The organism is Synechococcus sp. MU1643 (assembly GCF_020514095.1).
GTDB lineage: Bacteria > Cyanobacteriota > Cyanobacteriia > PCC-6307 > Cyanobiaceae > Parasynechococcus.
Window position 1 is genome coordinate 594559 of record NZ_VTKY01000001.1, and the last position, 20224, is coordinate 614782.

The 20224-nt window shown below is 60.7% G+C and carries 30 protein-coding genes and 1 pseudogene; 17 read left to right on the plus strand and 14 right to left on the minus strand.

All coding sequences use genetic code 11. From position 1 onward, the window contains the following. Positions 1-30 precede the first annotated feature (30 nt). From psb28 to FZX09_RS03545, 3 genes are read left to right on the plus strand one after another with little or no spacing between them, the layout of a single operon-like run. Positions 31-414 (plus strand): photosystem II reaction center protein Psb28, encoded by a 384-nt coding sequence (gene psb28 / locus FZX09_RS03535; protein ID WP_226400048.1) that lies wholly within the window; start codon positions 31-33, stop codon positions 412-414. Continuing rightward, a complete protein-coding gene (locus FZX09_RS03540; RefSeq protein ID WP_226400049.1) occupies positions 411-1490 on the plus strand; it encodes an AI-2E family transporter in 1080 nt (359 codons plus the stop codon). Before psb28 ends, FZX09_RS03540 begins: the two co-directional genes overlap by 4 nt. Then, positions 1487-2476, plus strand: a complete 990-nt coding sequence (locus tag FZX09_RS03545; protein WP_226400050.1) for an AI-2E family transporter — start codon at positions 1487-1489, stop codon at positions 2474-2476. The genes FZX09_RS03540 and FZX09_RS03545 overlap by 4 nt, the downstream gene beginning before the upstream one ends. 148 nt (positions 2477-2624) lie before the next feature. On the opposite strand, the gene FZX09_RS03550 is transcribed toward FZX09_RS03545, so the two are convergent. Continuing rightward, entirely contained in the window at positions 2625-2804 is a 180-nt protein-coding gene (locus FZX09_RS03550) for a hypothetical protein (protein WP_226400051.1), read from the minus strand. A 129-nt stretch (positions 2805-2933) separates the two neighbouring features. Between FZX09_RS03550 and FZX09_RS03555 the strand changes: the two genes are divergently transcribed. Further along, entirely contained in the window at positions 2934-3155 is a 222-nt protein-coding gene (locus FZX09_RS03555) for a hypothetical protein (RefSeq protein ID WP_226400053.1), read from the plus strand. Here FZX09_RS03555 and FZX09_RS03560 read toward each other — a convergent pair. The 8 genes from FZX09_RS03560 to FZX09_RS03595 form a co-directional block, all read right to left on the minus strand. Further along, positions 3152-3373: a hypothetical protein gene (locus tag FZX09_RS03560; protein ID WP_226400055.1), complete on the minus strand. Its 222-nt coding sequence runs from the start codon at positions 3371-3373 to the stop codon at positions 3152-3154. The genes FZX09_RS03555 and FZX09_RS03560 overlap by 4 nt on opposite strands. Continuing rightward, positions 3366-4355: a protein translocase subunit SecF gene (secF, locus tag FZX09_RS03565; protein ID WP_226400057.1), complete on the minus strand. Its 990-nt coding sequence runs from the start codon at positions 4353-4355 to the stop codon at positions 3366-3368. Before secF ends, FZX09_RS03560 begins: the two co-directional genes overlap by 8 nt. Before the next feature lie 3 nt (positions 4356-4358). Further along, positions 4359-5840, minus strand: coding sequence for a protein translocase subunit SecD (gene secD / locus FZX09_RS03570; RefSeq protein WP_226400058.1), 1482 nt, complete (start codon positions 5838-5840; stop codon positions 4359-4361). Positions 5841-5845: 5 nt separating this feature from the next. Further along, the gene (locus tag FZX09_RS03575) at positions 5846-6829 is read right to left on the minus strand and encodes a pyruvate dehydrogenase complex E1 component subunit beta (protein WP_226400059.1); all 984 of its coding nucleotides are present in this window, start codon (positions 6827-6829) and stop codon (positions 5846-5848) included. Between the two features lie 182 nt (positions 6830-7011). Next, the gene (locus tag FZX09_RS03580) at positions 7012-7329 is read right to left on the minus strand and encodes a DUF3082 domain-containing protein (protein ID WP_226400060.1); all 318 of its coding nucleotides are present in this window, start codon (positions 7327-7329) and stop codon (positions 7012-7014) included. Further along, positions 7326-8249, minus strand: a complete 924-nt coding sequence (gene ispE, locus FZX09_RS03585) for a 4-(cytidine 5'-diphospho)-2-C-methyl-D-erythritol kinase (protein WP_226400061.1) — start codon at positions 8247-8249, stop codon at positions 7326-7328. Before ispE ends, FZX09_RS03580 begins: the two co-directional genes overlap by 4 nt. 9 nt (positions 8250-8258) lie before the next feature. Further along, a complete protein-coding gene (rsmA, locus tag FZX09_RS03590) occupies positions 8259-9083 on the minus strand; it encodes a 16S rRNA (adenine(1518)-N(6)/adenine(1519)-N(6))-dimethyltransferase RsmA (protein WP_226400062.1) in 825 nt (274 codons plus the stop codon). Between the two features lie 14 nt (positions 9084-9097). Beyond that, on the minus strand, positions 9098-9349 hold the full coding sequence (locus FZX09_RS03595) for a hypothetical protein (protein WP_226400063.1): 252 nt from the start codon (positions 9347-9349) through the stop codon (positions 9098-9100). 356 nt (positions 9350-9705) lie between these two features. Here FZX09_RS03595 and FZX09_RS03600 point away from each other — a divergent pair, with 356 nt between their 5' ends. The 7 genes and pseudogenes from FZX09_RS03600 to FZX09_RS03630 all read left to right on the plus strand — a co-directional run. Continuing rightward, complete coding sequence (locus tag FZX09_RS03600) at positions 9706-10191, plus strand: pentapeptide repeat-containing protein (RefSeq protein WP_226400064.1); 486 nt, start codon at positions 9706-9708, stop codon at positions 10189-10191. A gap of 3 nt (positions 10192-10194) precedes the next feature. Further along, the gene (locus FZX09_RS03605) at positions 10195-10623 is read left to right on the plus strand and encodes a hypothetical protein (protein WP_226400065.1); all 429 of its coding nucleotides are present in this window, start codon (positions 10195-10197) and stop codon (positions 10621-10623) included. Further along, positions 10620-11054, plus strand: a complete 435-nt coding sequence (locus FZX09_RS03610; RefSeq protein ID WP_226400066.1) for a 23S rRNA (pseudouridine(1915)-N(3))-methyltransferase RlmH — start codon at positions 10620-10622, stop codon at positions 11052-11054. Before FZX09_RS03605 ends, FZX09_RS03610 begins: the two co-directional genes overlap by 4 nt. A gap of 9 nt (positions 11055-11063) precedes the next feature. Further along, positions 11064-11690 carry a hypothetical protein gene (locus FZX09_RS03615; protein ID WP_226400076.1) on the plus strand — a complete coding sequence of 209 codons (627 nt, stop codon included), beginning with the start codon at positions 11064-11066 and terminating at the stop codon, positions 11688-11690. An 81-nt stretch (positions 11691-11771) separates the two neighbouring features. Then, positions 11772-11924: a hypothetical protein gene (locus FZX09_RS03620; protein WP_226400078.1), complete on the plus strand. Its 153-nt coding sequence runs from the start codon at positions 11772-11774 to the stop codon at positions 11922-11924. A 2-nt stretch (positions 11925-11926) separates the two neighbouring features. Continuing rightward, positions 11927-12175, plus strand: a complete 249-nt coding sequence (locus FZX09_RS03625; protein WP_226400080.1) for a hypothetical protein — start codon at positions 11927-11929, stop codon at positions 12173-12175. Positions 12176-12196: 21 nt separating this feature from the next. Further along, positions 12197-12526: pseudogene (locus tag FZX09_RS03630) on the plus strand (2OG-Fe(II) oxygenase); the annotation flags it as partial. Here the strand turns inward: FZX09_RS03630 and FZX09_RS03635 are convergent. Continuing rightward, complete coding sequence (locus tag FZX09_RS03635; protein ID WP_226400082.1) at positions 12495-12884, minus strand: hypothetical protein; 390 nt, start codon at positions 12882-12884, stop codon at positions 12495-12497. The pseudogene FZX09_RS03630 and the gene FZX09_RS03635 sit on opposite strands and share 32 nt — an antisense overlap. Before the next feature lie 88 nt (positions 12885-12972). On the opposite strand from FZX09_RS03635, the gene FZX09_RS03640 reads away from it, so the two are divergent. Both FZX09_RS03640 and FZX09_RS03645 read left to right on the plus strand, forming a co-directional pair. After that, positions 12973-13404 (plus strand): translesion error-prone DNA polymerase V autoproteolytic subunit, encoded by a 432-nt coding sequence (locus tag FZX09_RS03640; RefSeq protein ID WP_226400083.1) that lies wholly within the window; start codon positions 12973-12975, stop codon positions 13402-13404. A 12-nt stretch (positions 13405-13416) separates the two neighbouring features. After that, the gene (locus FZX09_RS03645; protein ID WP_226400084.1) at positions 13417-14691 is read left to right on the plus strand and encodes a Y-family DNA polymerase; all 1275 of its coding nucleotides are present in this window, start codon (positions 13417-13419) and stop codon (positions 14689-14691) included. A 21-nt stretch (positions 14692-14712) separates the two neighbouring features. Here the strand turns inward: FZX09_RS03645 and FZX09_RS03650 are convergent, their stop codons facing one another. The 3 genes from FZX09_RS03650 to dnaG are packed head-to-tail and all read right to left on the minus strand — an operon-like array spanning position 14713 to position 17370. Then, positions 14713-15009, minus strand: a complete 297-nt coding sequence (locus FZX09_RS03650) for a hypothetical protein (protein ID WP_226400085.1) — start codon at positions 15007-15009, stop codon at positions 14713-14715. After that, a complete protein-coding gene (locus tag FZX09_RS03655; protein ID WP_226400086.1) occupies positions 15009-15266 on the minus strand; it encodes a hypothetical protein in 258 nt (85 codons plus the stop codon). Before FZX09_RS03655 ends, FZX09_RS03650 begins: the two co-directional genes overlap by 1 nt. 55 nt (positions 15267-15321) lie before the next feature. Beyond that, the gene (gene dnaG / locus FZX09_RS03660; protein WP_226400087.1) at positions 15322-17370 is read right to left on the minus strand and encodes a DNA primase; all 2049 of its coding nucleotides are present in this window, start codon (positions 17368-17370) and stop codon (positions 15322-15324) included. 53 nt (positions 17371-17423) lie between these two features. Here dnaG and FZX09_RS03665 point away from each other — a divergent pair, with 53 nt between their 5' ends. Then, positions 17424-18314, plus strand: coding sequence for a DMT family transporter (locus FZX09_RS03665; protein WP_226400088.1), 891 nt, complete (start codon positions 17424-17426; stop codon positions 18312-18314). 3 nt (positions 18315-18317) lie between these two features. On the opposite strand, the gene FZX09_RS03670 is transcribed toward FZX09_RS03665, so the two are convergent. Then, on the minus strand, positions 18318-18779 hold the full coding sequence (locus FZX09_RS03670; protein WP_226400089.1) for a hypothetical protein: 462 nt from the start codon (positions 18777-18779) through the stop codon (positions 18318-18320). 22 nt (positions 18780-18801) lie between these two features. Here FZX09_RS03670 and ruvA point away from each other — a divergent pair, with 22 nt between their 5' ends. Genes ruvA through FZX09_RS03685 form a run of 3 tightly spaced genes read left to right on the plus strand, consistent with a single transcriptional unit; the run spans position 18802 to position 20198 of the window. After that, positions 18802-19446 (plus strand): Holliday junction branch migration protein RuvA, encoded by a 645-nt coding sequence (gene ruvA, locus FZX09_RS03675; protein WP_226400360.1) that lies wholly within the window; start codon positions 18802-18804, stop codon positions 19444-19446. Positions 19447-19502: 56 nt separating this feature from the next. Beyond that, on the plus strand, positions 19503-19772 hold the full coding sequence (rpsO, locus tag FZX09_RS03680; RefSeq protein WP_226400090.1) for a 30S ribosomal protein S15: 270 nt from the start codon (positions 19503-19505) through the stop codon (positions 19770-19772). Between the two features lie 12 nt (positions 19773-19784). Then, positions 19785-20198, plus strand: coding sequence for a PAM68 family protein (locus FZX09_RS03685; protein ID WP_226400091.1), 414 nt, complete (start codon positions 19785-19787; stop codon positions 20196-20198). Positions 20199-20224: the final 26 nt, after the last annotated feature.

Below are 20224 nucleotides of genomic sequence, written 5' to 3' on the forward strand. Positions count from 1 at the left end.
GATCGCCCCCAGCGATGGTTCGAGAACGACGTGAGCAAAGCAGCGATTCAGTTCTTTCGGGGAGTCAACGAGCCAGTGGTGCCCGACATCCGTCTGACCCGCAGCCGTGATGGCCGCACAGGTCAAGCCACCTTCCGTTTCGAACAGCCCGCTGCGATTGCACCCGAAACCATGGGTGACATCACCGGAATGTGGATGGTGGATGAAGAGGGCGAAATGGTCACCCGGGAAGTGAATGGCAAATTCGTAAACGGCACCGCCAGTGCCCTTGAAGCCGTTTATTCATGGAAGTCCGAAGAGGACTTCGAACGGTTCATGCGCTTCGCCCAGCGCTACGCCGATGCCAATGGCTTGGGTTATTCACAAAGCCAGGAATCCGATCAGACTGACGGAGCCGACGATCAACAAGCTTGAGACTGCCTCAGTGGCTGTCATTGACAGCCTTTATTGCAGCCATCGTTCTGCTTTGGTCGCTGCGTGACCTTCTGCTGCTGATTTTTGCAGCGATTGTTTTAGCCATGGCGCTGTGCACGCTGGTGGGCATCCTTCGCCAGCGGCAGCCGATGCAGCGGCCAGTGGCCTTACTGCTCTGCATCGTTGGACTGATGTTGGTGGCAGCAGCTGCGGCAGGCGTTGTTGTCCCTCCTTTCCTCGAGGAGTTTGCACTGTTGTTGCAGAAGCTGCCCGAAGCGGGGCAGACCCTCGTTCGGCTAGGCCTCGGTTGGATCGACAGCATCAGTGCGTCCATTTATGGCGTCGATGCATTCCCCGATCTCGAGGAACTGGGACTGAACGGTCCACGCCAGCTCGTGCCCGACGGTTCATCACTCGCCGCTGGCGTGGGCAATGGCTTGTTGGGCCTGCTCGGTTTGGCTGGCAACCTCGGCAACGGTGTTCTGCGTCTGTTGTTCGTGGTGGCGGTGGCCCTGATGATCAGCATTCAGCCCCAGGCCTATCGGAATGTTGGGCTTCAGCTGATTCCCTCCTTCTACCGACGCCGGGGGCTCCGCATCCTGGATCAATGCGGTGCTGCCTTGAGCAGCTGGATGGTGGGTGTGCTGATCAGCTCCCTGGCGGTGTTTGTGCTGTGCAGCATTGCGTTAACACTTTTGGGCGTGAAGCTCGTTCTGGCCAATGCACTCCTTGCAGGCCTGTTGAACGTGATTCCCAATCTGGGACCAACGATGAGCACAATCTTCCCGATGGCGGTGGCCCTGTTGGATGCCCCCTGGAAAGCAGCTGCGGTGCTGGGTGCCTATGTAGTGATCCAGAACATCGAGAGTTATGTGATCACACCATCGGTGATGCACCACCAGGTGAAGCTGCTCCCAGGATTGACTCTGGCTGCTCAGTTTCTGTTCACACTCCTGTTTGGCCCCCTCGGCCTGCTGATGGCTCTGCCCTTAGCGGTGGTGCTGCAGGTGATCATCCGTGAAGTGCTGATCCACGATGTCTTGGATCGCTGGAAGCGTCTGGAGCCGGTTCGATGACATCCGGCACGTTTCTTGTTGCACTCACCTTGGTGGTGCTGGTGCTTTTGCTCTGGCACCTGCGTTGGGTGCTGCTGGTGCTATTCGGCGCCGTGGTTGTAGCCGTCGCCCTGGATGTGCTGATTGTTCAGGTTCAAAAGCGATCCCCACTGGAGCGCCCACAGGCCCTGGGGGTCGTGCTGGGGATTTTGATTTTGGCCGGGGGACTGCTTGGGCAACTGCTGGTTCCGGAACTGATCAGCCAGTTCCAGCAACTGGGGCGGGATCTGCCGCAGTTGGTCAGCAAGGTGTCCGACCTGCTGAGCAATGAGCCACGCCTGGCGCAACTCAATGACGCTTTGGGTGAGGGCCTCAATCTGAAAGGGCTTCAGCCGTTGCTGGGTTTCGCTGGAGGTGCGGCGAACTCGCTGATTCAACTGTTCCTGATGGTTCTGCTAGCGATCCTGCTGGCCTTGGATCCAAACGCCCATCGGCGCATGGTTGTGGCCATGACTCCCCGACCGGCACGTCAGCAGATGGAGCACCTGCTCTATGAATGCCGGCAAGCGTTGGGAGGGTGGCTCAGTGGCATGACCCTCTCCGCCACCACCGTGTTTCTACTTACCTGGGGTGGCCTATTGCTGCTCAAAGCCCCCCTGGCCCTGTTGAGTGCCTTGGTCTGTGGCCTGCTCACATTCGTGCCGACCATCGGCCCTACGGCGGCAACGCTGCTGCCCACGGGGTTGGCCCTACTGCAGTCGCCGCAATTGATGGTGTCGGTGCTGGTGTTCCGGCTGGTGCTGCAGAACCTAGAGGCCTTTCTGCTCACACCGCTGTTGCTGCGCAAAACAGTGAATCTGCTGCCCACCGTGGCCTTAACAGCTCAGCTCAGCCTTGGTGCCCTGTTGGGGCTTCCTGGCGTATTGCTGGCCCTTCCCCTGGTGGTGGTGCTTCAGGTGCTGATGCAGCGCGTGGTGGTACAGCAGATCATGGATCGCTGGGCGTGAGCCGAGAAACCAGACATGCATCGAACTGAACACTTGGTAACAAGGGTCACACCTGAGACCAGCTCTGACTAAGTATTTTTACTGAGTCGTGAGAACGACGCGTCGAGCATTGGGACTCTTGGGAGAGGGTCCCAATTTTTTGCCTCCTTCAGAGCAGCTGACGTTTCTTTTTCTCGCTCGAATCGCGCTCTCGCTCAACCGCCTGCCAGTAAGCCGCGGAGACCGCAACCTCCTGCCCCCGTTCAATTTGGGTCAACCGCGCTTTCAGCGCTTCCACCTCGGCACGCAAGCCAAACACCACCTCACTAAGACCCGGATTCAACTCCATGGAACCTGAGCAACCAATCGAGTCGTAGCTCAGGCTTGAAAAACAATGACGTTCACCTCGATACCGAAGAAGCCCCCTCGACGCCCTTCAATCCAATAGTGTGTCCAAGAGGTCTTGAGACAAACCGGCTTGGACGTCATCTTCAATTTCTCCCGTTATGAGGAACTGAGGCAGGCCGTGATGCAGCTGGTTCGCGAGAATTTGGACCCTGAGTTGCTGCACGAAGAAGCCCACGATCTGTTCGAATCGTGGTGGGCCTCAACCCACAGCCAGGGGCAGTGGAATGCCGACGTGAAACAACGCACCTGGGATTCGATCTGGCGTGAATTTGGCAAAAGCCCCAAGCGCTAACTGAAGCGACGCCATAAAGAGCCGGAACCCAGCAAAACCAGCACAGCAAGCTGATGATGCCGAATGGCATAACCAAGCCCCGTCATGGTGAACTGATCACTGAGCAACAGGATTTCGGTGCGCAGATCACCGAGAGCCAGCAGGATCAACAAAATCGGGAACCAACGGGCTGGAACAGCACGGCGTCTGCGCTCTGAATCGCCGCTGGGATTAGTCACGGGAGCGGTCCCAGAGGGTGAGCAGCGACGGTGCCAGGGCAATACTCGACCAAGAACCAACAACAACCCCGAGGGCGAGGGCTATCGCAAACCAATACAGAGTTGCCCCCCCGAAAAACACGAGAGCCAAAAGGGGCAGCAAGGTCGTTCCGCTGGTGTAAAGGGTTCGGGTCAATGTGGCAGAAACCGCTTGATCCACCTGTAGTGAAAGGGGCAAGTCGGCGGCGTCCTTGCTGCGTTCACGGATGCGATCAAAGACCACCACCGTGTCGTTCACCGAATAACCTGCAATCGTCAGCAGTGAAACCGCAAACAAGCTGTCCACCTCCAGCTGAAGCACAACCCCGAGCCAGGCAAAGACACCACAAACGATCGCCACATCGTGGGCCAACGCCACAAGGGCAAGTAAGGCGTAGCGACGGTCGTAGCGGAAGCTGATGTAGGCCGCAATACCGCTGAAGGCCACCAGCAGAGAAATCAGGCTGCTGCGAAGCAGTTGCTTGCCCAGGCTCGGCCCGATGGTGTCGACCGATTGACCACCGGAGAGGAACGGCCCTGCGACGGGATCAACGGCCTCAATGACCGCTTGGCCCTGGGCAGCCGACAACGTCGGCAGGCGCAGCAACAAAGACTGCCCCCCATCCAGAAGCTGAACCCGGGGTGCACCCAGATTGGGGAGAGGTTGGCCCTCCTCTTGAGGCAGGTCCAGGTTGCGGATCACATCCGAGACCGCAATCGCCTTGAGCTCAGCGCATGCGTCATCACAACGGCGCTCCAGTTGGATCTGCGTGCCGCCAGTGAAATCCAAGCCCGGACGGAGGGGAGCACGTATCCCAGGATCCAACCAGCTGAGCAACAAGCCCAACAGGCTGATCAAAACCACCAGACCAGAAATCAGCCACACCCTGCGGCGCATGCTGCTGAGGGACCAGCGCAGGCTGAGGACCGTGCCCGCTTGTGCCGATGACGATGCTTCAGTCATGGTTCAGGCGGTGGGGGAAGGAAGTTGCCCAGTGGGCAGGAAATTGGTGGCACGACGCAGACCGGCGTAGCCCATCAGGAAACGAAGCAGGGTGCGGGTGCAAGTCAGGGCCGTGAACAAACTCAGCAGAACACCGATGCCCAGGGTCGCTGCAAAGCCCTTGACCAGGCCGATGCCGAGGAAGAAAAGAGCTGCGCAGCTGATCAACGTGGTGAGGTGACCATCAACGATCGATGAAAAAGCCTCGGAGAAGCCTGTATCAATCGACCGGATCAAGGTGTTGCCCCGCCGCAATTCGTCTTTGATGCGCTCGAAAATCAGCACATTGGCATCCACCGCCATGCCGATCGAGAGGATGAAACCAGCGATTCCCGGCAAGGTGAGGGTGACCGGAATCAAGGCGTACACAGCCAAGTTGAACAGGGCATAGAGGCTGAGGGCCATCACGGCCACCGCCCCAGGCAGGCGATAGGCCACCACCATGAACACAGCCACCAGAGCCAGGCCCGAGAGAGCGGCCACCAGGCTGCGGCGGATGTTCTCTGCTCCGAGCGTGGGCCCGATGGTGCGGACCTCGATCACTTCAACGGGCAGGGGCAGGGAGCCTCCACGGAGCTTCACCTCGAGCTCACGGGCCGTTTCCGCGCTGAAATTGCCGCTGATGGTGGCTGCTCCGCCTGAGATTCCAGCACTTTTGAACTGGGGGCCAACACTGGCAGCACTAATCAGCTGATCATCCAATGTGATGGCCAACAACCGATCGGTACCGGCAATTGATTTGGTGAGGTCAGCGAAAGCCTCAGCACCCTCACCATCGAAATTTAGGGTCACCTCCCAGCTGTTCGGGTTGTTCTGGAGCGGTTGTCGGCCTGCTGTCACCAACTGCTTACCCGTCAGCGCTGCCGGCTCGAGCATCGTGAGCAGATCGGAATCAACCTTTTTCAAAAGCCCGCGGAGCTGCTCCTCGTCTGAGCTGGCCTGACCATCAAGACCCAGAGTCTCCTGGGTTGACTTCAGCTGATCAAGATCCAGAGGCGCCGGGGTTTCACCGCGGCGGACCTGATCCTCACGCAACCTGAGGATCGCTTCCACCTGAGAACGGAGCTGCCTCAGACCACGGAACTCAGCTCCGGTATCGGGCTTTTGGGCACGAAATTCCAGCAGAGCCGTATCACCAAGAACCCGCGCGGCGGCGGTGGGATCCTGTTCGCCGGGGAGCTGCAACACCAGCTGCGACTCACCGACCGTCTGCAGGGTGGACTCGGCCACGCCAAGGCCGTTAACCCGACGATCGAGAACGGCTTTCACGGCTTCCATCTCTTCGGCGCCGACCCGGGTAATCTCCCCGGCTGGCTTCACTTCAACGGTGAGCTGACTGCCGCCCCGTAGATCGAGGCCCAGTTCCAGCGGCGTACGAACCAAAAACATCCCGGCGGCGATCGCCAGGGCAAGAACAAGGGCAAACCAACCCTGATAACGCGCCATCAACTTCAGATGCCTTTCTTGACCAATGCCTGCGCCGCCTCAACGATCTGATGCGGCTGAATGATCGTGAGGTTCTCCAGTGAACCGTTGTAGGGAGTGGGGATGTCCTGACTGGAGAGACGCACAGGCCGAGCATCAAGGTCGTCGAAACACAGCTCGGTGATCAGCGCAATCAACTCGGCCCCGATGCCGCCGGTCTTCATGCATTCCTCCACCACGATCACCTTGTTGGTCTTGCGGATGGAGCGACTGATCGTCTCCATGTCGAAGGGCTTGAGGCTGATGAGATCGATTAGTTCAACGCTCACCCCCTCAGCCTCCAGTTGCTCCACGGCCTTGAGGCAGTGATGACGCATCCGGGAGTAGGTGAGGATCGTCACATCGGTGCCTTCCTGCACCAGATCCGCCTGATCGAGGGCACAGGTGTAGTCGCCTTCGGGGAGCTCCTCACTGAGGTTGTAGAGCAAGACGTGCTCGAAGAAGAGCACAGGATTGTTGTCGCGAATCGCGGCCTTCATCAGGCCTTTGGCATTGGTGGGCGTGCTGCAGGCCACGATCTTGATGCCGGGGACAGCATGGAAGTAGGCCTCAAGCCGTTGGCTGTGCTCGGCGCCAAGCTGACGACCCACACCACCAGGGCCACGCACCACGGTGGGGATGGTGAAGTTACCGCCGCTGGTGTAGCGGAGCATTCCCATGTTGTTAGAGATCTGGTTGAAGGCCAGGAGCAGGAAGCCCATGTTCATGCCCTCAACAATCGGCCGGAGGCCGGTCATCGCGGCACCAACTGCCATTCCGGTGAAGCCGTTCTCAGCAATTGGAGTGTCGAGCACCCTGAGATCGCCGTATTTCTCCGCCAGATCCTTGGTGACTTTGTAACTGCCGCCGTAATGGCCGACGTCCTCCCCCATCACACAGACGTGGGGGTCTCTCCCCATCTCCTCGTCGATGGCTTCCCGGAGGGCGTTGAAGAGAAGTGTTCCTGCCACGGCGTCACAGTGATCCCGGCCAATCCGGTTGGTGAGGCCAAGCTATCTCAGTCAGCGCAGGGTCAACCGCCCGCCGCGAAGGTGAACAACAACAAAACCGAGAGCAACATGGCCGGAGACAGCAGCAACGCCAGCTGGCCGAGGTCGTGGGGCGTCATCCAAACCCTGGGAATGTGCGGACGCTAGGCAGGGTTCTGATCGCGAGCCGTAAAGAGACTGCGAAGAAACACCAGGGTCAGACCAAGGGCCACAAACCCTGAGCTGAAGGTGGCCAAGAAGGACAAACCCACCAGCAGGGTCTTGAGGGTGACGGCGATGTTTTGGGCAATCGGCGAGCTGTAATGCGGGGGGTGAACGGCGAAATACACCACCATCCTCCGACTCAGGCCCAGGGCCAGCCAGGCCAAAAGCCCAGCCGTTAGCGCTCCGGAGAGAAAGCTCAGAGGACCTTTGCGCGGATCCCTTGGTTCGGGGCTCTCTGGTGTGGGGGCTTCAGTCATGCCTCGATCCTCACGCCATCGCTGCGGAGGGCGCAAGACCAAGCCTTCAAGCCGGCGCGCTCAAGCTGGGGGTTGAGCTGATCCTGCGCCTGGAGGCATGACACCAGATCGGAGAACAGCGCGAAACAACTGGGCCCAGAACCGCTCATAGCCACTGCCAGGCTATGCGGAACGCTCTTCAACAAGTCGAGCGCCGAACGCACCGCAGCTGTTTCAGGAGCGACCACCTCCTGCAAGTCGTTGCGCAAGGGAGGTGGCAGATCGGTGCGCAAAGGGTGGAGCCAATCAACGCTTCGCAAGGCTTGCCGGCGTTGTTCAAAAGCCGCCTCATCAGCGAGGTAATGGGATTGATTGAGCTCACGGCAACGCTTGTAGGCCCAGGGCGTTGAGACGCTCACCGTGGGGTCTTTGACCAAAAGCACTGCCAGGGGTTGGGGCGTTGGCGGCACGGCTTCAAGTTGTTCGCCTCGCCCGAAACAGAGCTGACATCCTCCGGCCACACAGAAGGGCATGTCTGAACCGAGCTCAGCGGCCATTCGCTCCAGCGCCGCCGGGCTATGGCCCAACCCCCACAGGGCATTCAGTCCCACCAATGCTGCGGCGCCGTCGCTGGAGCCACCAGCCAGGCCAGCTCCAATGGGGATGCGCTTCTCCAGATGTATCGACGCTCCCAGTTCACTGAAACCGGAACGGTCCCGGAGCAGTTGGGCCGCCTTGATGATCAGGTTGTCATCGCCGACACCGAGGGTGGCGTCATCGCAAGTGAGGCTGAGTTGAGCATCGGCGGTGTTCTGAAAGGCCAGGCGATCCGCCAAGTCGATGCTCTGCATCACCATGGCCAGCTCATGGAAACCGTCCGACCGCAGCCCTAGGACCTCAAGGTGAAGATTGACTTTGGCCGGGGCCGTCACCGTGATCATGGTGGTTGTTCAGTCGCCCCGATTCAAACCCCTGGCCAGGGCGACCCAGGTGTCGGGAGGCAGTTCCTGAGGGCGTTGCTGAAGGCTGAAACCTGAAGAGGCCGCCAGATCCTTCAAGCGCTCTGGCTCAGCCACGCCCGCCAGGGTGTTGCGCAACATCTTGCGCCGCGCCAAAAACGCCTGCTTCAGAAGCGATTCCACTCGGACGGCCAAAGCTGGCTCCACCCGCTCCGAAGCCGGCAAGGGATCCAGGCAGATCACTTCTGATTGCACCTTTGGTGGAGGCTGAAAACAGCGCGGTGGCACGGGACACACCGAACGGCACCGGGCCAGCAACTGCATGCGGACGCTCAGAGCACTGAAACTGCTGTGGCCGGGCCGGGCACGAATCCGCTCCGCCACTTCCTTCTGCACCAGCAACACAAGCCGTTGGTAGGGCGGATCCACCGGCCGATCCAGTCGGCCCACCAACCGCTCCAGCAGCGGACCAGTGATGTTGTACGGGATGTTGGCCACCACCTTGTCGGCGATGTGGCCATCACTCAATTCAAGTGGAGCTTCGAGAACATCCCCTTGATGGAGGCTGAATCCAGACTGAGCCTCAAAACGCTCCTGAAGACCGTCCACCAGATCACGATCGAGCTCAATCGCATGAACCGCCTTCACACCCTCGGCCAGCAGACGCTCGGTTAACGCCCCCCGACCGGGCCCCACCTCAAGCACCCGATCGGAGGACTGCAGATCAGCAGCCTCGATAATTCGTTGCAGTACGGAGTCATCCCGCAACCAGTGCTGACCGAAACGCTTGCGGGCGTGATGTCCGGAGAAACCCATGGGTCAACTGTGCATCAGCACAGCCGTTCCACATCAATCCAGCGAATCGTTCGGCGGGATGTCATCAAGGGAACAAGGGCCAGCTTGACCCGAAGCAGCTGCTCAACTGACGCCGGATGCACAGCTCTCCAACAAATGATTGCGCGAGCCATGCGGCGCCGTTTGGCGGGGTGAAAGACATCCAGGCCATGGCGGTCCCGACATCCATTGCGACGGCCCTCCACCACCAACAGCTGCTGCTGTGTCGATGGACCTGCACTGGCCAACGAGGTGGAAACAAAGGGGTGCTCGTTCTGCTAACGGCACACCCCTATGTGACCTAGATCAGCTTGGTGCACTCAGGTGGAGGTGGTGGGCCGAATCGGTTCGATATGCAGGATCGGCATACCAAGGTGAGGGTCGTGGCGACCGTGAGCTGAATGTCGTGCTGACCGTGTGTTGAAGATTTTGGGGTGAGCCTGTGTGCGTCACTGGGATCGCGAGGTGGCTCTTCCTTCCCTTGCTTCCTTTGGGTGACAACAACGCCGGTGCGGCCATCGGAACCCTGTTGATCTCCATTCAACCTGGGCCTGAGCGTTCCTCCCAGGAACGGTTCTAGGGTTCAGGGGTGATGGTTCCGATCATGCGCAGACGCTTCACGGCAGTACTGATCTCTTTAGTGGTGTTCACATGCCAGTGGCTTTTGGCGGCTCCGGCCCACGCCGCGATGGATGTGGCCAAACAGGTGTTGATCGGTGCCGACTATTCGAACAAGGACCTGCGGGGGGCCACCTTCAACCTCAGCAACCTGCGCGAAGCCAACCTCTCTGGATCGGACCTGCGGGGAGCCAGCCTCTACGGCGCCAAGCTGCAGGACGCCGACCTCAGCGGCACCGATCTGCGCGAAGCCACCCTGGACGCCGCTGTGATGACAGGCACCAACCTTGAGGATGCCGTGCTGGAGGGGGCCTTTGCCTTCAACACCCGCTTTAGCGATGTGTTGATCACGGGAGCCGACTTCACCGACGTTCCCATGCGCGGTGACCAACTCAAAAGCCTCTGCGCCGTTGCCGACGGAACGAATTCCGTCACGGGCCGCAGCACCCGCGAGAGTCTCGGTTGCGCCTGAACCATGAGTTTTGATCCCCGCAGCCTCGAGCGCCTGCGTGAGTTGGGGCGTCAACTCCCCGCACGCCTGCCGGAACCGGAGAAGCCTTCAGCAGCTCCCAAAGCCAGCCAGGTGCGCCATCGCGTTGAAACCGAGAAGAACCCGGAGGAGCTCTTCCGAGAACTAATGAAGGCCAGCCAGGACGGCACCGTTCCTGAGCATCTGATGGCTCGCCTCAAACAGTTGGAGGCCCAAAGCAAACCATCGGCCCAACCGTCGCCTTTCAATAGCAACGACCACACTCCAGCCCTTGGCGCACCAGCGCGCAGCCAACCCGGACCGGGAAAAAACACCCAACCGAAAGGGCCAAAGGTTGACCCGGGCAGCTATGAGGAAAGCCTGTATGTGGCTTTCGGGCAACTGCTGCTCGAGGACGAGGGAGATGACGTTTGAACCCGGCCCGTTGCCGGATTCTTGCGGTGGGCAAAATTCGTCGTGGCTGGATTCAAGACGGCATTGACCTGTACCTCAAACGCCTGCCTGGGTTAACCATCAACGAACTTCGCGACAGCAACCCAGGCAAGGAAGCCGATGCCATCAGAGCAGCCCTACGACCCGATGAAACCCTGATTGCGCTGATGGAGCAGGGCGACACCTTGGCGTCGGTGCCTTTCGCGCAACGACTCGAACAATTCGGCAACCAGCGGCTGGCCTTTGTGATTGGTGGAGCCGACGGTCTCACAGCTGAGCTCAAGGCGCAGGCCCAATGGCATCTGAGCCTCTCCCCGATGACCTTCCCCCACGAACTGGCGCGGCTGATGCTCGTGGAACAACTGTTCCGGGCTCAGGCGATTGTCCAAGGCAGCCCTTATCACCGCGCCTAGGGTTCAGCGATGGTCGCTGATCTCTGCTCCTCGACCATGCATCTGGCTCTGCTGTCTCCGATTCATGGCCAGTCGATTGAACACATCGCCCGACAACTGGAGAACTACAGGGTGTTTCTTGCACCCTTCGAGCTGCGTCATTACTTCCATGTGTCTCTGGAGAGTCACCCGAATCTCCAAGCCGAGCTCACCGCCTTCGCCGAAAGTGAGGGGCACAGCATTGTTTTCACCGAACGCAGGCAACCCACCTGGCGACCCTGCACGGCCTATGCCCTCTGTGAACTGATTAAAACGGTGCTTGCCGATCACCACAGTCACGACAAAGTCCTGATTCACACCGATACCGATCTATTGGTGTCACCCAAAGCCAAGGATCAGCTCCAGAACCACCGCATTGGCTGCGGCAACAACTCTTTTAAGAGTGGCAATAACCGTTGGAAATGGACAGCGAAAGCAAAATCCGACCCGCGACTCAAACGCTTTACCCAAGAGATGTTCAACGGAGACCGTTCAAAGCTGCGTAAGGGACGAGTTTGCGGCGCCTACATGCCCTGGTCAGTCTTCAAAACTTTTGGCATTGTTTACAACTATTACTTCAAACACAGCTTCCTTAAGAAGAACCCTCAGTGCATTTAGCCGGTCACTGAGATCGCCATTCGCAGCATTCTTCATCTTTTGGAAGACCAAGACACCAGCTTTCAGCCACCTTTGATCACAGTGCCCAAGGAAAAGAAAGTGTCCTGCAAAAGCATCGATCGCATGATCGAACGCCGCGACAGCTTTGGGCTCAAAAAAATTGCTCGTGACACCGATAGCGAGGCGTTTCACTATGTGATGCGCCTGCAAGCACAAGCTGCTGGGGAGGCCTGACTTTGCTGCACGTCATCGACAACCTTCTGCCGGCCAGCGCCCTCCAGGACCTTCGCGACCTCTGTGACATCCATGGGCGGCTCAAGGAGCAACACGACGGCGATGCGCAATTCAGCTGGCGCCCTGAAACCGGATCTCCCCGCTCGATCCATTCACCCGCTCATCAAGCCGTCGTCGATCGCTACCTCGACGAAGCCCTACTCCCGATGGCCACACCGTTCGCCCCCCAGCGGGCTGGAGTCGAGTGGTAGTGCAACACCAACAACGATCTCGACTGGCACATCGACAAAGACGAGCTCGAAGGCCAACGCAGCGGCCGTTTTGTGCTGCCGTTGCTGTCCACCGTGTTTTACCCCCACGTGAGCTGCGCTGGCGGCGAACTGCTGGTGGCCGACAACCCTCCGATCGAGAACGGATACCAGGGGCCGTTGCCCACATTCCGCTCGGTGATCTCGATCCCACCGGTGGTGAACCGCCTGGTGCTCTTCTCCCCTGGCATCCTGCATCGGATCAACCCGTTCGAAGGCGAGCGCTATTCCGTGGCCGTGAACATCTGGGAGCAAGCGCCCCTCACCACAACGGCTGCAGAGCCGCCGGCTTGAATTTTTCGATCGAAACCGTCCAGGCCCGTGGGGAAAAAGCCTGCAATCCCGCTTTAAACGCGGCCGTATCTCCCGTGTTCAACCAGTCCGCCTTGAGCTTGGGCACGTCCTCCGGCAGCCGTTCCATCGGCAGCTCCACCAGCAGCAGGCTGTCGGCGCCAGACGCACGCTGAAGAACACCCTGATCACTGCGCTGCCACACCCGCAGCAGCAGCTCCAGCACCAAGACATGACCCAACGCCTCCGGAGCCTCACCCTGCGGAGCCACCTCTTTCTGAGACCGTCCCCCCAGGGGCAAAGCGCGCTGGCCCTGCTGATCGATCAACGCCATGGCCACAAGGTAAGGAGAGTCAGCCAACACCAGATTTCGAAGGACACCATCCTCACCGAATCCTCCCCACAGCAATCAGTACATGCGTACTATTTAGTCAGCTGTTGCTGCTGTCGTGGAGCTCCAATACAGACCGCTGCCCCTGCAGCCCAAGCGCAGTCGGCTCACCCTGCCCCTGGCTGGGGAACGCATCGCCGCTGGTTTCCCCTCCCCCGCTGATGACTACGTCGACGTGGGGATCGACCTCAATGAACAGCTGATCCGGCATCCCACCAGCACCTTTTTTCTGCATGTGAGCGGCGAATCGATGACCGACGCCGGCATCCACGATGGCGATCTTCTGATGGTCGATCGCAGCCTCGATCCGCGCCCGGGCCAGGTGGTTGTGGCCGTGCTTGACGGTGCCTTCACCCTCAAACGCCTGATGCGTCATCGCGGCCGGTTGCGCCTGGAAGCCGCCCATCCGGACTATCCGCCGCTGGAGCTTCACCGCTGCGGCGAGGTGCAGATCTGGGGCGTGGCCATCCACGTCATCCATCCGCTCTGAAGCGACATCGCCATGCCTCAGGCCACGGCTCTGATCGATGGAAACAATTTCTATGCCTCCTGCGAACAGAGCCTGGACCCGGCTCTGATCGGCCACCCCGTGGTGGTGCTGTCCAACAACGACGGCTGCATCGTGGCGCGCAGTGCCGAAGCGCGTGCCCTGGGCATCCGCATGGGGACGCCGTACTTCAAGGCGCGCCGGGAACTGGAGCACCACAACGTTGTGGTGCGCAGTTCGAACTACGCCCTCTATGCCGATATGAGCCAGCGCATGATGAGCCTGCTGGAGGCCCACTGTGAAGAGCTGGAGGTGTATTCGATTGACGAGGCCTTCGGGAGGATTTGTCGTCCCCGCAATGGCGACCTGCAGGGTTGGGCCCGTCAGCTGCGGGCACGGGCACGGCAGAACCTCGGCCTTCCGATCGCCATCGGCTTAGGGGCCAGCAAGGCACAAGCCAAGCTGGCCAATCGCCTGGCCAAACAGACCCCAGACCATGCCGGGATGTTCGACCTCGGCCAGTGCGACAACCCCGATCGCTGGCTGGAAACCATTGCGATCGAGGATGTGTGGGGAATCGGTCGACAACTGGCCCATTGGTGCCGCCTGCGGGGCGTCAGCAACGCACGACACCTCCGGGACATGCCGAGCGGTGAACTGCGCGCCAAATGCGGCGTGGTGGGTCTGCGGCTGCAACGGGAGCTGCGGGGCCATGCCTGCCTGCCGCTGGAGCTGGCACCAGCACCGAAGGAAGAAACCTGCGTGAGCCGCAGTTTCAGTCGACCCATCACCAGCCAGGAGGAGCTACACCAGGCCATCGCCACCTATGTGGTGCGCGCCGCCGAGAAATTGCGCAAACAACGACAACGGGCAGCAGCGCTCACCGTCTACACGCGCACCAGCCCGTTCGCTCCTGGGTTTTACAGCCAAGCCGCCAGCACGCAGCTGGACCTGCCGAGCAATGACACAGCCGTGCTGCTGGAGGCGGCACGGCCCTTGGTGGCACGGATCTTTCGCGCCCACCGTCAATTGGCCAAGGCCGGCGTGCTGATGCAGCACCTGCAGAGCCACGACATCCTGCAGACCCATCTGATGGTGCCGATGAGTGAGGAGCAGCAGCAGAAACGGGAGTGCCTGATGCAGACCATCGACCAGATCAATCGGCGTTACGGGCGTGGAACCCTGCAATGGGCCGGTTGCGGACTGCAGCCCAGCTGGTTGATGCGGCGTGAGCAACTCAGCCGCGCCGCCACCACCCGTCTGCAGGATCTACCGGTGGTGAGAGCCTGATCAACACAATCCAGGAACGCCTCAGGCCTCCTGCAGCAACTGGATGACCTGTTCACGGGTGCTGAGCAGCAACACCATCCGCTCACCGTGGGCGTTGAGGCCCGTCTGCTCCCGAACCAGATCGGTGCTGGCCAACGCCAATCCTCCGGTTTCAGTGAACAGCACCGGCAGAGTGCCCTGGTGCCCTCGCATGCCCTGCAGATCCAGCGCCTGACGAACAGCCCGCTGAGCCTTCTCGGAACCCAGACGCTCCACGAAGGCCGGCCAGAGGTGGTTAACCGGATCGAGCGCGGCGAAATCCATCTGCGAATCAGTCATCAGGACGGCAACAACGCAAGGGCTTCGCTGATCATCTGCGGGGTGACGGCAATGCGCGCAAGCGGATCAGCATTGTCGAGGTAGGCGTCAAACGAGGCGAAGCGCTCGATCACGGGGTCGGCCCCCTCGGCGGCGCAAGCCTCAACCCAATCCCCCTCCTCCGGCTTCACCGCGACGTAGGCCTGCAGCGCTTCCTCCAGATCACCGCCGTCGCCGACGCCCTCACCGTGCCAGATCGCTTCGAAGAATTCAGACATCTTCAGGTCGAGGAACAGATCCTGATGCAGTTTGCCCAGACCACCGGCTCATGGATCAGGCGGCAGGAGGAATGGTGTAACTGGCGCAACGTTGCTGATCCAGATGGCCGATGTGTTTTCTCTCGGTGTAATAAAGCTCCTGATAGCGCAGCGCATCACGGTTGAGGTCATCGAAAAGGGCCTGAATCCTCACCTCCATATCCACGGAGGCCTGATCTGACGAAGCCTCCTGATCAATCAGTACAGCGATGCAGGATTCCAGGGTTTGCAGACGCTGGCCGCCCCAGGCCTCCAACAGGTGCCGGCAGCGCTTCAAGCTTTTCTGCCGCTCCAGCAGGGCAGCAATGCCCCGCAGCTGCTCCAGCGGCTCCGCCAGGGCGACACGCTGCAATTCACCAGGCTCCAGCAGAGGCGTCAAGCGGGACACCAGCGCACTGCTCTCCAACAGGAGTTGATCGGTGAGCAATCGGGGCAGATCGATGAGATCCAAACCCTCGCCGTCGTCATCGCATCGGCTGATCGACTCCAAGCGCCCCTCACACAGGTTGGTCTCCTCCAAATCCGTGATGGCCGCCCAAAGATGGCGGTGATGGGGGATGGCGAAATCCTCCAGCTCGCGTTTGCGCAGCTCCTGGCGAATCGTGGCCCGATGCCGAGGGCAGTGCAGATACAGCCGCAGCAGATCGGCCTCACAGCGCTCCCGCTGCCCGGATTCACCAGGCTGCTCGTGACGGCTGGAGCGCCCATGCCAACGCTGGCCCTTCACCTGCTGGCGCAGGTCGTCCTCGAGCTGAAGCGCTAGCCGACCTTGGCCACCACTGAGGCGCTCCGCCACCCGTTGGAGGTAGTGGGTGCGCACGGCGGACTGGGGCAGTTTGCCCAGCAGCCCCACCAGGGCCGTCACCGCCTGTTGGAACTGGTCGGCCTTGCTGAGATCGCGCTCCTCCAGCACCTGCTCGATCTGCCAATCCAGCCAGAGGGGCGCTTGATCCAGCAGAGCGCGGTAATCGCCGGCCCCGTTCTGTTTGAGGAACTCATCGGGGTCCTTGCCGGACGGAAGGTGCAGAACCCGAAGCTCCAGTTGGCCCTGCATCGCCAGCTGTTCCACCTCGCCGATGGCCCGATTGGCCGCACGAACACCGGCGCCGTCGGCGTCGAAATTCAGAACGATCCGCTTGCTGTCGCTGACGCGGCACAACTGGGTGATCTGCTGACTGCTCAGGGCCGTGCCGAGGGAGGCCACAGCGTTGGTGATGCCAGCGGCATGCAGGGCCATCACATCGAAATAACCCTCCACCACCACGGCCCTGTCGTCCTTGCGGATGGCATTGGAGGCCTTATCAAGGCCAAACAGATGCTTTCCCTTCTCGAACACTTCGGTCTCGGGGGAGTTGAGGTATTTCGGTTCGCTGCCATCAAGGCTGCGTCCCCCGAAACCGATGACCCGACCCTGACGGTCATGGATCGGCACCATGACCCGATGGCGGAAGCGGTCATAAAACCCATTGCCGCCCTTGCGGGGAACCACCAGCCCAGCAGCCTCGAGAAGCTCCGGGGCCAGCCCTTCCACCTGTTGAAGATGCTTCAGCAGACCATCCCACTGGTCAGGCGCATAGCCGAGCTGGAAGGTCTCTTGGGTAGCGGGGCTCAGCCCTCTCGCCTCACTAAGGTATTTGAGGGCCTCTGCGCCCGTGGGTGCCATCAACTGGCTGCGAAACCAACCGGCAGCCAGGGCCAGGGCCCGTTGCAGCTTGTCCCTGCGGGACAACTGTTGCCGCAGCCGTTCCTGCTGCGGACCATCGACCGTCTCGATCGGCAGCTGATATCGCCGCGCCAGATCCAGCACCACATCGCTGAAGCTCTGGCGCTGGAACTCCATCAGGAACTTGATGGAGTTGCCGCCGGCACCACAGGAGAAGCAGTAGTAGAACTGCTTGGCGGGCGACACCGTCATCGACGGTTTGCTGTCGTCATGGAACGGACAGATCCCGACGAATTCCCGTCCCTTCTTCTTGAGCACCACGTGCTCGCCCACCACATCAACGATGTCGGCCCGTTCCTTCACGGCCTCGATCGTTCTGGGGTGCAGGCGGGCGTTCACCATCGGTCCATTCTGCGAAGTCGCAGGGTTCCGTGCACCCCGTCATCAGAACAGCCATGGCCGAACCGCAGAACCCTCAACCCTGGTGGAACCGGGAATCGGTGCGTGGCAGCCGAGCCCTGATTCTCAGCTCCCTGGCCTTCAGCCTGATGACGGTCTGCGTCAAGCAACTGAACAGTCGGCTTCCGGTGGCGGAAATCGTGCTCTGCCGGGCCCTGATCAGCATCGTTCTGACGGCTGTGGGCCTGTGCCTGGCTGGGGTCTCCCCCTGGGGCCATCGACGGGGGCTCCTGGTGGCACGAGGGGTGCTGGGCAGCTTGGCCCTGCTCTGCTTTTTCGAAGCGATCGACCAGCTGCCGCTCGCATCAGCGACGGTGCTCCAGTACACCTACCCCACCTTTACGGCCGTGGCAGCGCTGTTGCTGCTGGGCGAGCCCCTGCGCCGACGCATCAGTGCAGCGGTTCTGCTGGGCTGGATCGGCGTCACCCTGGTGGTGCAACCGCAGTGGCTCACGGGAACAGCGCAACCTGCACAACTGATCCCTGCCCTAATCGGTATTGGTGGCGCTCTGATGACTGCCCTGGCCTACGTCAGTGTGCGGCGGCTGTCTCAAACCGAGCACCCGTTGGTGATCATCCTCTATTTCCCGATGATCTCGGTGCCCCTGACCCTGCCCTGGGTGCTGCACCAAGGGGTCTGGCTCCAGGGAATCGAATGGTTTTGGCTCCTGGGGGTCGGGGTGATGACACAGCTGGGCCAGATCTGGGTGACCGAGGGCCTGCGCTGTCTGCCCGCCGCCCGAGCCACATCGATTAACTACGTGCAGGTGGTCTTTGCCACTGGCTGGGGCTGGCTTTGGTTTGCAGAATCGATCAATTCCTGGCAGGTGGGTGGCGGGATGCTGGTGTTGGCCGCCACCCTGATCAGCCTGTCGGCGCGACGTTAGAACTCAGGCTTTCTTCAACCCCAAGGGGTAGGTCAGCCAAGCCTGACGGTCGACGGATCCGCCCTTGGGCCTGGCCAGGCGCCAACTCTGACCACGGGAGCCCCGCTGCAGAAACAGCTCAAAGGGGCTATCCACCTGCACACGATCTCCGGGCAGTTGCCAATCGAAGCGGCCTGAAATCCTCAGGCCCTGCTCGTCACCCAAGGCAAAGTTTTCCTGGTCCTCCACCCGCACACGGCTCACGCTGGGGGCGACGGGCATCGGGGTGAGATCCAGGGAGCTTGCAATGGCCGACTGGGTGAGCTGAATCTGCAGGGCCAGCGCTTCATTTAAAAGAGCGCGTGGCGGCTGAGATCCATTGCATGCCGTCAAAGAAACCACGATCGATAGAACGCACAGCGCCTGAAGCAGGCGGCGCACAACGCGCTTGAAAGCAGAGACAGGCAATGACAGCTGCGGCAACATGACGCGGTTGAAACCTCTCCCCATGATCGGCTGGCTACAGGGACGACCGATGGAGTGCTGGACTCAAGGCAACCGTAGCGGCGTTCTGCTGCTCTGCGGTGGGGTCGGTTATGAGGTGCACCTGACTGAGCGACATCAGCACAACCATTCTGCTGATGTCGATTTGAACCTATGGATTCATCAGGTGCAGCGGGAGGACGGCAGCAGCCTCTACGGCTTTCCCCTGCGCCAGGAGCGGGATTTGTTCCGCCTGTTGATCAGCGTCAGCGGTGTGGGCCCCCAGGCGGGTCTGGCGTTAATGCAGGAATGCAAGCCCCAGGAGCTGGTGGAAGCGATCAGCAGTGGTGATCTACGCCGACTCTGCAAGGCGCAGGGCATCGGCAAACGCACCGCTGAGCGCCTGGCGGTGGAACTCAGGGCCTCGATTGCGGCTTTCGCGGGCGTGGATCCCGCCCCATCGCTAGCGGAGGGCGTCAGCTCGGAGCAGATGCCGGCAAGCGGTGTCGACGTCGAAGCCACTCTCTCGATGCTGGGTTACGACGATCTGGAAATCCGTCGCGCCATCCGTGCCATCGCCGAGGGGGCAGATGGCCAACCACCCGCTGGAGACGACCAGGACGCCTGGCTGCGGGGCTGCTTGCAATGGTTGAGCCGTGAATCAGCCTGAGCCGTCCCACGCGAAGGTAAGCTGGTTGTTTGCACTGACAGGGCCGCCCCCCGCGCATGTCGCTTGATACCTCCGAGAAGCAGCAGCTGATCAACACCCACCAGACCCACGGCACCGACACCGGTTCGGCCGAGGTCCAGGTGGCCATGCTGAGTGAGCGGATCAACCGTCTCAGCAGCCACCTGCAGAACAACATCCATGACTTCTCCTCACGCCAGGGGCTGCTCAAGATGATTGGCCGCCGCAAGCGCCTGCTGAGCTACATGCGGAGCAAGAGCGAGCAACGCTACGCCGACACGATCGCCAAACTGGGCATCCGCGGCTGATCGACCTGCCCCATGCCTGAGCAACGCAATGCCCTCCCCTTCGAGCCGAAAGGGTCTGGGAAGGTTAGTAAGCCTGCATCAGGGACGCCTCGGCAGGAAGCCATTCCTCGCTACGTGGCCGATCGGATGGCCCGTCGCGTGGCTGTATTTGCAGGACTCCCGTCCCTCGCTGGGATGGGAGTTTTTGTTGGCAGCTATTTCGTGGTCACTCGGGGCATTGCCGATATCGCTCCTGGACTAACGCTCACGGGTTCCGGTTTGTTTTTCCTCTTGGGCCTGGTGGGCCTCAGCGTCGGTGTGTTGACCGCCAGCTGGGATCCCGAACCGGGTTCCCTGCTCGGCTTCGAGAATTTCAAGCCGAACGTTCAGCGGATGAAGGAGTCGATTCGGGCCCAGAAGCAGCAGCAGAAGCAAGAAAAATCCTGACCAAATTTCGTTGATCAGAACCTCCT

What these genes read in the sequence shown, in the direction of transcription:
- FZX09_RS03545 (WP_226400050.1), top strand. Translation starts at nt 1,487, where the DNA reads ATGACATCCGGCACGTTTCTTGTTGCACTCACCTTGGTGGTGCTGGTG.
- FZX09_RS03550 (WP_226400051.1), bottom strand. Translation starts at nt 2,804, where the DNA reads ATGGAGTTGAATCCGGGTCTTAGTGAGGTGGTGTTTGGCTTGCGTGCC.
- secF (WP_226400057.1), bottom strand. Translation starts at nt 4,355, where the DNA reads ATGACTGAAGCATCGTCATCGGCACAAGCGGGCACGGTCCTCAGCCTG.
- secD (WP_226400058.1), bottom strand. Translation starts at nt 5,840, where the DNA reads ATGGCGCGTTATCAGGGTTGGTTTGCCCTTGTTCTTGCCCTGGCGATC.
- FZX09_RS03580 (WP_226400060.1), bottom strand. Translation starts at nt 7,329, where the DNA reads ATGACTGAAGCCCCCACACCAGAGAGCCCCGAACCAAGGGATCCGCGC.
- ispE (WP_226400061.1), bottom strand. Translation starts at nt 8,249, where the DNA reads ATGATCACGGTGACGGCCCCGGCCAAAGTCAATCTTCACCTTGAGGTC.
- rsmA (WP_226400062.1), bottom strand. Translation starts at nt 9,083, where the DNA reads ATGGGTTTCTCCGGACATCACGCCCGCAAGCGTTTCGGTCAGCACTGG.
- FZX09_RS03600 (WP_226400064.1), top strand. Translation starts at nt 9,706, where the DNA reads ATGCGCAGACGCTTCACGGCAGTACTGATCTCTTTAGTGGTGTTCACA.
- FZX09_RS03605 (WP_226400065.1), top strand. Translation starts at nt 10,195, where the DNA reads ATGAGTTTTGATCCCCGCAGCCTCGAGCGCCTGCGTGAGTTGGGGCGT.
- FZX09_RS03615 (WP_226400076.1), top strand. Translation starts at nt 11,064, where the DNA reads ATGGTCGCTGATCTCTGCTCCTCGACCATGCATCTGGCTCTGCTGTCT.
- FZX09_RS03645 (WP_226400084.1), top strand. Translation starts at nt 13,417, where the DNA reads ATGCCTCAGGCCACGGCTCTGATCGATGGAAACAATTTCTATGCCTCC.
- FZX09_RS03650 (WP_226400085.1), bottom strand. Translation starts at nt 15,009, where the DNA reads ATGACTGATTCGCAGATGGATTTCGCCGCGCTCGATCCGGTTAACCAC.
- FZX09_RS03655 (WP_226400086.1), bottom strand. Translation starts at nt 15,266, where the DNA reads ATGTCTGAATTCTTCGAAGCGATCTGGCACGGTGAGGGCGTCGGCGAC.
- dnaG (WP_226400087.1), bottom strand. Translation starts at nt 17,370, where the DNA reads ATGGTGAACGCCCGCCTGCACCCCAGAACGATCGAGGCCGTGAAGGAA.
- FZX09_RS03665 (WP_226400088.1), top strand. Translation starts at nt 17,424, where the DNA reads ATGGCCGAACCGCAGAACCCTCAACCCTGGTGGAACCGGGAATCGGTG.
- FZX09_RS03670 (WP_226400089.1), bottom strand. Translation starts at nt 18,779, where the DNA reads ATGTTGCCGCAGCTGTCATTGCCTGTCTCTGCTTTCAAGCGCGTTGTG.
- ruvA (WP_226400360.1), top strand. Translation starts at nt 18,802, where the DNA reads ATGATCGGCTGGCTACAGGGACGACCGATGGAGTGCTGGACTCAAGGC.
- rpsO (WP_226400090.1), top strand. Translation starts at nt 19,503, where the DNA reads ATGTCGCTTGATACCTCCGAGAAGCAGCAGCTGATCAACACCCACCAG.
- FZX09_RS03685 (WP_226400091.1), top strand. Translation starts at nt 19,785, where the DNA reads ATGCCTGAGCAACGCAATGCCCTCCCCTTCGAGCCGAAAGGGTCTGGG.